The organism is Thermoanaerobacter thermocopriae JCM 7501, from assembly GCF_001310975.1.
In the GTDB taxonomy this organism is placed as follows: Bacteria; Bacillota; Thermoanaerobacteria; order Thermoanaerobacterales; family Thermoanaerobacteraceae; genus Thermoanaerobacter; species Thermoanaerobacter thermocopriae.
Genome location: NZ_BAZY01000047.1, coordinates 1 through 12,000, shown reverse-complemented (window position 1 = coordinate 12,000; position 12,000 = coordinate 1). Strand labels below are relative to the sequence as shown.

Annotated in this window: 14 protein-coding genes, 7 tRNA genes and 2 pseudogenes; 2 read left to right on the top strand and 21 right to left on the bottom strand. The window is 34.9% G+C overall.

Going from position 1 to position 12,000, the window contains the following annotated elements:
* Nucleotides 1–24 precede the first annotated feature (24 nt).
* Nucleotides 25–684 carry a BON domain-containing protein gene (locus tag JCM7501_RS11775; RefSeq protein WP_028992436.1) on the top strand — a complete coding sequence of 220 codons (660 nt, stop codon included), beginning with the start codon at nt 25–27 and terminating at the stop codon, nt 682–684.
* 9 nt (nt 685–693) lie between these two features.
* Here the strand turns inward: JCM7501_RS11775 and JCM7501_RS11770 are convergent, their stop codons facing one another.
* The 4 genes from JCM7501_RS11770 to cwlD all read right to left on the bottom strand — a co-directional run bounded on the left by JCM7501_RS11770 (nt 694) and on the right by cwlD (nt 3,012).
* Nucleotides 694–1,107, bottom strand: coding sequence for a universal stress protein (locus JCM7501_RS11770; RefSeq protein WP_013150784.1), 414 nt, complete (start codon nt 1,105–1,107; stop codon nt 694–696).
* Between the two features lie 59 nt (nt 1,108–1,166).
* On the bottom strand, nt 1,167–1,370 hold the full coding sequence (locus JCM7501_RS12820) for a hypothetical protein (RefSeq protein ID WP_028992435.1): 204 nt from the start codon (nt 1,368–1,370) through the stop codon (nt 1,167–1,169).
* A 245-nt stretch (nt 1,371–1,615) separates the two neighbouring features.
* Nucleotides 1,616–2,248: a pyrophosphatase PpaX gene (gene ppaX, locus JCM7501_RS11760; RefSeq protein ID WP_028992434.1), complete on the bottom strand. Its 633-nt coding sequence runs from the start codon at nt 2,246–2,248 to the stop codon at nt 1,616–1,618.
* Nucleotides 2,249–2,331: 83 nt separating this feature from the next.
* Complete coding sequence (gene cwlD / locus JCM7501_RS11755) at nt 2,332–3,012, bottom strand: N-acetylmuramoyl-L-alanine amidase CwlD (RefSeq protein WP_028992433.1); 681 nt, start codon at nt 3,010–3,012, stop codon at nt 2,332–2,334.
* A 104-nt stretch (nt 3,013–3,116) separates the two neighbouring features.
* Between cwlD and JCM7501_RS11750 the strand changes: the two are divergent.
* Nucleotides 3,117–4,116: pseudogene (locus JCM7501_RS11750) on the top strand (LysM peptidoglycan-binding domain-containing protein).
* Nucleotides 4,117–4,132: 16 nt separating this feature from the next.
* Here JCM7501_RS11750 and trxB read toward each other — a convergent pair.
* The 17 genes and pseudogenes from trxB to JCM7501_RS11675 all read right to left on the bottom strand — a co-directional run bounded on the left by trxB (nt 4,133) and on the right by JCM7501_RS11675 (nt 11,998).
* On the bottom strand, nt 4,133–5,047 hold the full coding sequence (trxB, locus tag JCM7501_RS11745; protein ID WP_012995873.1) for a thioredoxin-disulfide reductase: 915 nt from the start codon (nt 5,045–5,047) through the stop codon (nt 4,133–4,135).
* 99 nt (nt 5,048–5,146) lie between these two features.
* Nucleotides 5,147–5,416 carry a spore coat protein gene (locus JCM7501_RS11740; protein ID WP_054644881.1) on the bottom strand — a complete coding sequence of 90 codons (270 nt, stop codon included), beginning with the start codon at nt 5,414–5,416 and terminating at the stop codon, nt 5,147–5,149.
* 15 nt (nt 5,417–5,431) lie between these two features.
* Complete coding sequence (locus tag JCM7501_RS11735) at nt 5,432–5,614, bottom strand: spore coat protein (protein WP_012995875.1); 183 nt, start codon at nt 5,612–5,614, stop codon at nt 5,432–5,434.
* Between the two features lie 76 nt (nt 5,615–5,690).
* Nucleotides 5,691–6,005 (bottom strand): MazG-like family protein, encoded by a 315-nt coding sequence (locus tag JCM7501_RS11730; RefSeq protein WP_012995876.1) that lies wholly within the window; start codon nt 6,003–6,005, stop codon nt 5,691–5,693.
* A gap of 17 nt (nt 6,006–6,022) precedes the next feature.
* A complete protein-coding gene (locus JCM7501_RS11725; protein WP_013150788.1) occupies nt 6,023–7,543 on the bottom strand; it encodes an FAD-dependent thymidylate synthase in 1,521 nt (506 codons plus the stop codon).
* 89 nt (nt 7,544–7,632) lie between these two features.
* A complete protein-coding gene (locus JCM7501_RS11720) occupies nt 7,633–8,295 on the bottom strand; it encodes a transporter associated domain-containing protein (RefSeq protein ID WP_013150789.1) in 663 nt (220 codons plus the stop codon).
* 411 nt (nt 8,296–8,706) lie between these two features.
* Nucleotides 8,707–8,997, bottom strand: coding sequence for a carbon starvation CstA family protein (locus JCM7501_RS16780; protein WP_457921096.1), 291 nt, complete (start codon nt 8,995–8,997; stop codon nt 8,707–8,709).
* Entirely contained in the window at nt 8,975–9,256 is a 282-nt protein-coding gene (locus JCM7501_RS16775; RefSeq protein WP_457921095.1) for a carbon starvation CstA family protein, read from the bottom strand. Before JCM7501_RS16775 ends, JCM7501_RS16780 begins: the two co-directional genes overlap by 23 nt.
* An 8-nt stretch (nt 9,257–9,264) precedes the next feature.
* A pseudogene (locus tag JCM7501_RS11715) lies at nt 9,265–10,343 on the bottom strand (carbon starvation CstA family protein).
* Nucleotides 10,344–10,361: 18 nt separating this feature from the next.
* A complete protein-coding gene (locus tag JCM7501_RS11710) occupies nt 10,362–10,874 on the bottom strand; it encodes a hypothetical protein (RefSeq protein WP_028992431.1) in 513 nt (170 codons plus the stop codon).
* Nucleotides 10,875–11,103: 229 nt separating this feature from the next.
* A tRNA-Lys gene (locus JCM7501_RS11705) sits at nt 11,104–11,179 on the bottom strand.
* 3 nt (nt 11,180–11,182) lie between these two features.
* Nucleotides 11,183–11,268 (bottom strand) — tRNA-Tyr (locus JCM7501_RS11700).
* A gap of 280 nt (nt 11,269–11,548) precedes the next feature.
* A tRNA-Thr gene (locus JCM7501_RS11695) sits at nt 11,549–11,623 on the bottom strand.
* A gap of 28 nt (nt 11,624–11,651) precedes the next feature.
* Nucleotides 11,652–11,727 (bottom strand) — tRNA-Phe (locus JCM7501_RS11690).
* 13 nt (nt 11,728–11,740) lie between these two features.
* Nucleotides 11,741–11,816, bottom strand: a tRNA-Asp gene (locus JCM7501_RS11685).
* Between the two features lie 22 nt (nt 11,817–11,838).
* A tRNA-Ile gene (locus JCM7501_RS11680) sits at nt 11,839–11,914 on the bottom strand.
* A 9-nt stretch (nt 11,915–11,923) separates the two neighbouring features.
* Nucleotides 11,924–11,998 (bottom strand) — tRNA-Glu (locus JCM7501_RS11675).
* Nucleotides 11,999–12,000: the final 2 nt, after the last annotated feature.

Below are 12,000 nucleotides of genomic sequence, written 5' to 3'. Positions count from 1 at the left end.
TAGTAAAAAATAAGGAGGATGAAAATGAATAAAGATAAAATTATAGAAAAAAATATAAAAGAAAAACTAGATAAAGAAATGGCATCTTTCGGGGTAGATATAAATGTTCGGTGTAGCAACGGTCGTGTAACTTTGTACGGAATAGTAGATAACTTATCCGAAAAAAATCACGCTCAAAAAATAGCAGAAAGCGTGGATGGCGTACAAAAAGTAGAAAATAATATCACAATTGCAATAGACAGCAAAATAACAGACAGAGATATAAAACATGGTGTTTTAAGAAATCTTCAAAATTCTAAATTTTATGATGAAATAGGAGAATTAGGGGTTGATGTCACTGACGGTATCGTAACTTTATATGGGAAAATTGATAACGCACAGCAAGAAAAGGAAAGTATAAATCAAGCAGCCCAAGCCATGGGTGTCAAAAGTGTAATAAGCAAATTAGAACTTAACAAAGAACATAAAATAGATGATGTATCTCTTGTAAATTTAGTAGTGCAAAAGTTATCTCGTTATGATCTAAGTTTGCCTGATTTAGTTATTACAGCAAACAATGGGACAGTAACATTAAGTGGATATGTAGATAATTTAAAAGAAAAAGAATTGGCCACTGAAGCAGCTCAAAGCGTAAATGGAATAAAAAAAGTAATAAACCATATAAAAGTCAGAGAGAAGTCATAGAAAGATATGTCATTCTATGACTTCTACTCTTATGTTATTTTTTTCTACTTCCTTCTTTAAAGGATTTATCACATCTCCGTGAAGTATAACATCTAGAGCAGACCTTAAAGACTTGCCTACTATTATCTCAGTTATATCGTTTTCTTTTGCAAATTCCGCCAGCGTTTTTGAAATTTTTTTGCCCACCAAAATAGAAACTGTGCCACCCATTTTTTGTGCTAAATCAAAGAGCTCCAGCAATACTCTGTTTTGCTTTAAATCATTTGAGATGTCGTTGTTTTTGTTAACGTATACAACACAAAATTCACCATTAGTTTCTTTTGCTCTTTCAGCACCTCTTTCCACAAGCCTGCGGCAACTTTTTTGTGGGGTTACGCACACCATGATTCTGCTCTTCGCACCAGGCTTGTAACTTAAAATCATTTTAATAAACCCCTTTCAGGTGCATACTTCCCTTCCAAATATTATTATATGTTAGTTCTCTAACCTATGTCAAATTTATTAATAAGGCTTATATTCTTTTTAGATTTAACTGCCTCCTTTTCTTTAACTCTTTTATAAATTCTTTTAGATAACCTACCTCTTCTTGTGGGTGTTCTACCTCCATAAACTGTTTCATTGTATATCTGCGTAACTTTATCAAAACCTATATACCCATTTGCCAATACTTTTGTTTGATATTCCAAAGGAGTTTCTGTATCTGACTTTTTTAAGCCCTTTTTAGCTAAATAATTTACAATTTTTTGTAATAGTATATCACCAAAAACTTATTACCAATTATTAATTTTTTTTCCGATCCCACCAAAAAGATATGAAAATCTATAAAGCTATTGCCACAAGTTAAATAACTTTTTTCCTATTATTACTTTTTTATAAAATTCTCTATAATTTTTTCTATATTAACATTATTCATTTTTAATCCATCGTATATTCAAATTATTTTTAGAATTTCCCACATATCATTTATAACATAATCCGGTTTTGCTTCTTCTAATAGATTAAAGGGCAAGATTGTCCATTTAACAGCCACACTTTTTACACCAGCATTAGATGCACATAAGATGTCATAAGGACTGTCTCCCACCATTAAAGTTTCTTCCTTATTAGCATTTAACACTTCCAAAGCTTTTACAATTGGATCCGGATGCGGCTTGTGTCTTTCAGTGTCTTCTAACGCTACAATTACCTTAAAATACTTTTCCAAGTCAAAAAGCTTTAATCCCCTTACAGCCAATTCTCTCCTTTTAGATGTAACTATACCCATTTTTATACCATTTTTATACATGAGTTCAAGAGCTGCTTTCACATCTTGTCTTATTTTAGTATATTTATCATGATTGAATTCATTATACCGTCTATAAGTATCGACCATTAATTCCCATTTATCTTGACTAAATCTCTTTAAAGTTATTTGAAGGGGTTCTCCAAAGTAAGGAGTAACCTCTTCTGGTTGTATAATATACCCTAAGTGCTTTTGTATTGTATATTTAAAAGATTCTATGATAAGCTCATTAGTATCGATAATTGTTCCATCTAAATCAAAAAGTACTGTTCTTATCCCCATATTATCCCCCTTCATGACTTCTTCTCTCATTTTTAGTATACAAAAAAATCACTTCAGGACAACATATGAAGTGAAAAATTTTGCTATTCTGAAACTTTTTGAAAATAATGTATTAAACCTTTATATATTGCCCAAACAATTTTATGTTGATAATTTTCGTCATTCAAAAGTTTTTCTTCTTCAGGATTTGTCATAAAACCACATTCCACAATAACTGCTGGCATTTTGGCGTTTCGTAAAAGATAATAACTATTAGAACTTTTAGCCATCCTGTCGTTATTAGGATCTAACGTATTTCTAAGCTCTTGTTGAATAAGTTCTGCTAATAGTTTACCTTTTTCAGAATTGTTTTGATAAAACACCTGTGCCCCTTTGTATTTAGATTGACTAAAGCTATTTAAATGAATACTAATTAAAACGTCTGCTGCTACTTCATTTGCTTTTACCACTCTGTTTTTTAAATCCTTTGAAAGAGAACTATCTAATAAAGTGTCGTCTTCCCTTGTCATCACTACAATACCACCACTTTCTTCAATAAGTTCCCTCAACTTTTGAGCAATCTCAAGGTTTAACTCATCTTCATCTTTACCATATTCTCCTGGTTTCCCAGGGTCATGTCCCCCATGGCCTGCATCTATAACAATAACTTTGTTCATTATTGGAACAGTTTTAAAAGCAGCTATATAATATCCTTTTTTAAAACTATATAACCCTACTATTAAACTTACAATTAGTAAAAACATCAACCACCTCTTAAATACCATATTCCCATCCCCTTATCTTTTAGTAAAAATTATTCATCTAAAAAGTTTATATGTCACTTAATAATAAAACTCACATATTATGATTAGAGAAAGGGGGAAAAAATATGGTCACCTTAGAATTCACATACGTAGTACAACCAGGAGACACACTATTTTCAATTGCTAAAAAATTTAACACATCAGTTGACGCTATAATCACAAGAAACAACATTATAAATCCATCTTTAATATATCCCGGACAAAGGCTTATCATTCCAGTACAAGGAAGTTATTATACTGTCCAACCTGGAGATACTCTATATCTTATTGCTCAAAAATTTAATGTTCCTTACGAAGCTATCATTTATATAAATAATCTAACATACCCTTATACCATTTATCCGGGTCAAAAACTATTCATCCCTGGAGTTAAAATAGTAGTACCTCAACCATCACTGTTTCCACAACCACCCCTACAAAAGCCTTGTCCAACCTATTACACTGTACAACCAGGAGATACTTTATGGACTATAGCTCAAAAATTTGGCGTATCTTTGGATGAGCTAATTAAAGCAAACTATCTGTTAAATCCAAATATGATATACGCTGGGCAAACATTGATAATTCCTTGTTCCACATCGCCACCCATTGAATATCCCACACTAAAGATTGGAGATAGAAGCCCCTTTGTAGTAAGCTTGCAAGCAAGACTAAAATCTTTGTACTTTGACCCTGGTCCTATTGATGGTATCTTTGGAAGAAAAACAGAAGAAGCCGTAAAAGCATATCAGCAAAGCAGAGGCTTTCAGTAACAGGAATTGTCGATAATGTAACATGGAATGCCCTCTTGTTTGGAACTCCTCCTATTACTACCCCTACACTGTCAGGAAAAGTTATATAGTAAAACCAGGTGATACTTTGTGGAATATAGCAAAAACTTTCAACACAACAGTAGAAGCTATATTAAAAGCAAATCCAGATATTAAAGACCCTAACTTGATTTATCCTGGTCAAAGAATTATAATTCCTACATCTTCACAGGAAATAACTTATAACCAAGAAGTACAAGAAATAAATGAAGAACAAGAAGAAAAGCAAGAAAATGAAGAAGAAAGTGAAAAATAGTCAGGAAAAATCCTGACTATTTTTTTAAACTGTCTATGTATTTTTCTGCTACATAAGCTGCTGTTGCGCCATCTCCAGCAGCCGTTATAACTTGTCTTAAAGATTTGTGTCTTATGTCTCCCGCTGCAAAAACTCCAGGTATATTGGTTCTCATATCATCATCTGTCATAATATATCCATAATTATCAAGGTCTACTATGCCTTTCACCAATTCTGTATTGGGAGCATATCCAATAGCCACAAAGACACCATCTACATTTAGTGTGCTTTCTTCACCTGTTTTAACATTTTTAAGTTTGAGTCTTTCTACTCCATATTCTCCTTCTACATCGACTACTATAGTATCCCAAATAAACTCAATTTTTTCATTCGCGAAGGCTTTTTCCTGTTCAATCTTTGTAGCTCTAAGTTCATTTCTTCTATGAATTATATAGACTTTTTTCGCAAATTTAGTAAGGTATAATGCATCCTCTACTGCTGTATTTCCTCCCCCTATAACTGCTACTGTAGCATCTCTGTAAAAAGCTCCGTCACAGGTAGCACAGAAGGAAATACCAGCCCCTATAAATCTATCCTCATTTGGAACACCTAACTTTTTAGGTGTAGCACCCATCGCTAAAATAATAGCTTTTGCTTCATAAGTTTTATTAGAAGTCTTAACTTTCTTTACATCTCCTGTAATATCTAGACTCTCAACATCTTCATTAACAATCTCAAGACCGTGCTTTCTTACCTGTGCCTCCATCTTGGCAACAAGGTCAGCACCACTTATCTCTTCATAACCCGGGTAATTTTCTAACTGATAAGTATTTACTATTTGCCCTCCCAGATAAGTTTTTTCAATAAGCACCGTTTTAAGCCTTGATCTTGCAGCATACAATCCAGCAGTAAGTCCCGCAGGACCTCCTCCTAAAATAATTAGATCGTACATAATAAAATCACTCCTCCCTTGAAAATAAAGTAAAATATAATAATGGAAGCAGTAAAAACACTACTTCCATTATTATACCACAAACTTTTTATATTTACATCATCCAACTGGCTGTCTAAATTTATTTCTTGCCTCTTGTATATCCTGAGGTGGAGCCGGCTTGACAGGATACCATCCTCTTTGATTTATAGCATTCCAAACTGTCCTTTGATCTTCTAAGGTAGAATTTAAAAGATTGATATATTCTCTTCTTATGCTTTCATTTGCAGACTCAACTGCTGCATGGCTGAACATATCTATTGCCAATTTGTAACAGCCCAGTACATTCATCATAATATCCTTGTCACTAATTTGCGTATTTCCATACATATTTTTACACTCCTCCTAACTTAAATGTTTTAGCAAAGAATTGAAATTGTTTTGACATCTATTAGCAAGATTTTGGCATAAAGCTTTAAGTTGTGGGTCTTGACATCTCGTAGCATAATCGTTTAAGGTTTTTGTCATGTTTTGCTGTAATGATAAAATATCATCCAAATAAAGTAACTCCTTGTTTGAAAGTTGCATATTTATCCTCCCTTCTTAGATTTCATTTTTAATATGCGCACAAAAATAAAAAATATGCAGAGTTTTTCTGCATATTTTATTTTATATACCCTTTCCTTTTTAATTTTTCGATATGTTCTTTAAGTTTTTCTTCAATATTTATATTATACTTTTCCTCCAATACAAACATCATTGAAACTGCTACTTGAGCAACATCTAAAAGCTCCTCTGAAATTTTTCCCATTATCTCTTTTTCGCTTAAAGTGACATTTTCTCCGTTTAAACCTCTAAATTTTCCTATAGCTTGTGCCAATTCCCCTGCTTCTTCCATTAATTTAAGGGCAGTAGATTCCAGTGAGGGTGTCAAATTATTAAGCTTTGGCAAACTTATTTCTTTAAAACAGGTTTTCATGATTTCATCTCCACCTTTTAAGCTTTTTTTCGCCTTGCCATAAAGGTTGTCAATTGGGGCGCTACATTTTTAATCATATCAAGCATCTTAAAAGAAACATTCCGTATATCCCACTGAGCTTCATTAGTGCATCTCAAATTTGCAAAATGATCAAAAGCCCATAAATCCGCATTCATAAGAACCAACCGTTTGTGTGCATTTGTAACTAAGTAAGGACTTACTTCAGGTAATTTTTCTTTTAATTCTATAAATAATTCCTCTGAAGCTTTTATCGCTCTTATTAAAATTTCGGAAGCATTAGCTTTTTCGATATTGGGTGGAATAACAAAACCATTTTCAATTGTCGGTTCGCTGTAATCAAAGACAATAGTTCTATGCCGTAAAAGCTGATGCCAATTAGCTTCACTTATCTTCAGTTGAAATTTAAATCTGACCGATTTAAATGCCTCTATTAAATGGTCAAATTCCCCTATATCTTCGACTGCCTGCTGCAGGATTTTTCTTTTTTCCTCTTCGGACATATTCTTCACTGTTTTTTTTACTGCTTCAAAACTTTTACCTGAATATGTAAACAAAATATGCATAATTACAATGTCTACAGGAGAATCTTCGCTATCTTTCCCTGTATAGTCTATTAAAATGACATCCTCATCTGAATTTGATGATTCATCTTCTTTTACAACAGTTGCTAAATTTTTTAGTCTCTCATGAACTTTTAATTGATAAACAGTAGGAGTTGTATGCCGTAACATGCTCGGTGCAATTTTTTCCCCTTGTTCTACTATTCTTTCGGCTAATAACTTCGCCTCTTTAGTAGGATGCGCGAAAAGCTTTCTCACTATATCCTGTAAATCTAAAGCATTTAAAGCTACTGCAAAACTTGTCTTAGTAGCTAAAAGAAGGGCATATCTCGCATCTTCAAATGCAATTTTACTAATCCTATTGTAAAACCTTTCTTCACTTTCCCCCTCTTTTTTCTCTTCTGCCCTAGCTAAATATTTCGTCAAAATTTCTACAAGTCTTTCATAGGCATCATAGGAGGTATTCCAAACTTTTAAAAATTTCTCTTTCAAATCGGGCTTTTCTTCTAATTCTTGTGGTATCACTACTTTGTCTCTTGTAGGCTTTTGATACCTTTGGCTCCACTCTATAAAAGCAGGTCTTCTGTTCATAAGCTCAATATCCCCTGACAAAAGCCTTGAAACATCTTCCACACACAGGTGCATTAAATGCTGCTCAGCAATAGAAGAATGTCCAAACCTTTCCACCCACTTCTCGTGAAATTCTTTCGCCTTTTGTATTGCTTTTTCCAAAGGTATATTGTGTTTGGGTATGTAGTCAGTTATGTTTAAATCTCCATCTGTCAAAGACTCAAGTATATTAAGCCTCCAACTGGTGTCTCTTCTACTTACCTTCGAATTTATAGGTGGAATGATAAACTCCGGCAATGAATGTATGAAATATACAGGCCCATATACATCTGTCACAAACTTTTCTAAAAGCCTCTCCTCTTCAGGAGTTAATTTTCTCATTTTCATGTCAAAAACTCCCTTCAATTCACTTTTTGCATTTTATACTATTATACCATAAAACCTTTTTTGAAACCGGTTTCCCCTAAAACTCATAATCAGCAATGCCCCTCATTAGCTTTTTCGTTTTTTTTGACAAAAACTGATCTTACTAGTTTACCTTCCATAGAATAAATCGATATTTCTGCATCATTTATCCTAAACACTTGGTCAATAGCTATGTTTTTTCCTTCTCTGTTTGCCAAAAGTGATACAAGTTCTCCTATAGTATCTGACATATTTTCGGGAATATTTACATTTGCTATCTCATTTACTTCCCATATTGGCATACTCGAACTTACTATAACACCTTTTTCTGCATAAAGTTTTTCTGGAGTATATGTTTTGATAAGTAAAAATAGCACTCCTAAAGCCACAACACCTATCAACACGTCAAGGGTGGTTTTCGCCTCCATAATAATCTTTCGCGCTATAGCATAAAGAAGAACTTCCACCAAGCTTGAAGGAGTGTGCATGACCAACATCACAACCAACTCAAGACCGATTACCAATAAAAGTATATGACCTAAAAAACTCCTCATTATCTCATAAGTTTGAGAAGGCGGATGACTTATAATAATTTTTAAATATCCTACAAGGTCCAAAAAGCTAATTGCAACCCCGCTAACCAAAAATAAAGCCAGCAGTGCTTCCAATAAAGACACTACTTTTGTGAAGTTTGTGGGCAATCGCCACCAAAATTTGTTCCAAAATTTTAACATAAGGCTTTAGCCTCCTCATTTTTCAAACTCAATAAAGTCTTAAGCAATTATGTTAACCCCAATTAACGTAATTAGAAATGCTAAGAAATCTAATGTTGATTTTAAAAAGACAATAAGGATAATATCATTATATTAAATTATTTTTGATTATTCAATCGAGTATTTACCTTTCATTTTACGTAGGTTTTTTTAATCGTATACTGTAACTTTTCAAAAGCCTTGTACCAAAAAATATCCGCCCCAATCCTATCTTAATTAAAGGAACAAAGGGCGGAAAAATAGCACCTATCTTCAGTTACTCAAAGATTAATTAAATGGTATCCATATAATTCTGTATATAAGCTACTAAGTATTCAATCAAGTTTGCCATCATATTTTTAAAAGAATTTCTACCTTCTGTCGAATTTTTATTTATCTTGCTACTCCCTCTTTTCTGTTTTTTCCTGTAAGTACTCCATATGTTTGAAGTATTAATAATATAGCCAAGACAAACAGCAAAACAGCAAATAACACCAGTATATAATTACCAGAAGCAATATTAGATCGAACCAAAAATACAAGCGCTGTTAAAGTAACTATAAACATAAATATCATAGGAATAATGAGCATTTTATTGTTTCTACCTGCATTAGCAAGCCATGCAGCTACTGCCAGTAATGCTACCGCTGCAAGGAGCTGGTTAGCCGCACCAAATATAGGCATATGGCTTCCAGCTTGTAAATGCAAGTACAATAGAAATAATCACAGTGATTACAGACGCCACATACCTGTTACTAAAGAATTTCGCCACAGGATTAGAAGATGCTACTACCTCTCCAGCTTCCGTTATATTTTCAAAAAACTCCTGGAAAGCAAACCTAGCGAGCCTTGTAGCTGTATCTAGCGTGGTCATGGCAAATGCAGAAACTGCGAGGGCAGCAAAGGTCTTTCCAACAACCTGATTTATGCCAAAACTGGCCATAAAAGTACCTAAGCCTCAGCAAATACATTGGTCGGGCCGAATTTAATAAGCTCTGCAAACTTATCTTGAGTAAGATACGCTGCGGTAATTATAGAAATTATAGCTAATGTGCTCTCTATAAGCATAGAACCATAACCTATTAACTTAGCATCTCCTTCTTTATTCAACTGTTTTGCTGTGGTACCAGAAGCCACCAATGAGTGGAAACCGGATATAGCACCACATGCTATGGTAATAAATAGTATCGGAAATAGATACTCTGTACCAACCTTTAAACTTGTAAACGCTGGAAGTTGAATCTTTGGGTTATAAAGAAGTATACCAACAGCACCACCAATCATCATTCCATAGAGAAGGAAAGAATTTAAGTAATCCCTTGGCTGCAGGAGTATCCATACAGGCATAACTGATGCAGCCACTATATAGACAGCAAGGATAATTATCCATGTAGTTTTAGATAATGAAAACGGAGCTACATACCCTATCCATATACATAATGCCAAAACCGCCACACCCAACGCAGTGCTCAAGCTAAGTGGTGCATTCCTTCTGTATACAGTAAATCCAAATATAACAGCCAATGGTATAAAAAGCAGTGAAGCAGTGGCTGCCTGTGGTGTAGCAACAAAAGTATCAGCTACTATGTTAGTAAAGGCTGCAACTATAAGTACCAGTGTCGACCACGAAAACAAAAGAAACAATCTTTTTGCTGTCAAACCAACATTTGCTTGTATAATATCACCTATGGATTTGCTTTTATGCCTTAATGATGCAAGAAGTGAACCAAAATCATGGACTCCACCTATAAATATGCCGCCTAAAAGAATCCAGAGAGTTGCTGGCACCCATCCAAATATAGCAGCTTGTATAGGTCCGTTTATAGGACCAGCACCGGCTATAGATGCAAAGTGATGCCCCAAAGGATAGGTGCCTTTGCAGGAACATAGTCCACACCATCATACATAGTGTGTGCAGGAGTATTATTGTCTGGCTTCAAACCCCACTGTTTTGCAAGCCAGCCGCCGTAAAAAATATAAGCAACTATAAAAAGAATAATAGCACTTACCAGTAAAATTATCGCACTCATTTATATGTTACCTCCTTTTTATTTATAATTGGGCTTTGGCGTAGAAATAATAAAATCCCTTATCACCTCTCTTCCCTTCCTGTTTGCCACCACCCTATTGGAAGCAATATCAACGCCTAGAAGTTTTATTTCTCCCCACCCTTTTACTCCAAATGTGAAGTATCTTATATACCTGTAATTTTTAATAAATCTTTCTACAACCCGGTCGATACTTCTATCAGTTACCATTACTCCGGTTAATATAGTACACATATGCTCCGAATGAGGTTTAACGAGAATTTCAACCTGCTCTTGCAACCATGCACCAAACTCTGCTGCATCCTCAATCTTCAAATTTTTATAATATTTTACAAACCTGTATTCATGAGTCTCGTATGCATCCAGCACACCCATCAAAAAATATCTTTCATTCCTCATATGAAACTCTGCATATAGATCCAGAAATTTACCGCTTAATTTATAGTCCCTGTATACATTATAGTAAACGTTATGTTTCTTTTCTAATAAATTTAAATATTCTTCCTTATCCATTTATGAACACCCCAGAAGATTACTCCTATGTATATATTCTACATAATCATAGAAATTCCTTCATTATTTAGAAAAAAAAATTCGTCTTAACCTATCATCGCCATAGTAAAATCACTACTTTACCTTTACTATATGGTTACGTTATCATTATAGCAGATATTCCTATTGAGCCAAAAATTTTGCAAATAATAAAAAAACAGCTATCTCAAAAGATAACCGTTTTTATGGCTGGTGACCCATCCGCGACTCGAACGCGGGACACCCTGCTTAAAAGGCAGGTGCTCTACCTCCTGAGCTAATGGGTCATATGGTGGAGGGAGATGGATTCGAACCATCGAAGGCGTCAGCCAACAGATTTACAGTCTGCCCCCTTTGGCCACTTGGGTATCCCTCCACATTTTTAATATAATAAAAATTTCGTCTTAAAAGTTTTAATAAAAGCCACGTACCTTATTTTATCATATAGGCCCCTATTTGTAAAGGGCTTTTATGCAATTATTTTAATGCAAAAATATGTAAATAATTTCTATGTAAAATTTTAGCATCCAGCTGCCCCTGCTTGTCCTTTTCTGACTGGTCTCACTCACATTTTTTGTTCAATCAGCTGTGTAAAGCCGTTATGACGGCTGATTGATTCAGACTCACTCCCCTTTTACAGTATCTAATTTATGAGCTGGAGCTGGCAGTGGGATTCGAACCCACGACCTGTTGATTACGAATCAACTGCTCTACCACTGAGCTATGCCAGCAATAATTAAAAAACCTTAAAAAAAATTATGGTGCCTCGAAGTGGAATCGAACCACTGACACAGGGATTTTCAGTCCCTTGCTCTACCAACTGAGCTATCGAGGCATACTACTATAAATGGCGACCCAAAAGGGACTTGAACCCTCGACCTCCAGCGTGACAGGCTGCGCTCTAACCAACTGAGCTATTGGGCCGCACTACTATTTAATTTTTAAATGGTGGGCCTTCAGGGATTTGAACCCCGGACCAATCGGTTATGAGCCGACCGCTCTGCCAGCTGAGCTAAAGGCCCATATTCACTTGGTGACCCCGACGGGATTCGAACCCATGTTGCCGCCGTGAAAGGGCGGTGTCTTAACCACTTGACCACGGGGCCGG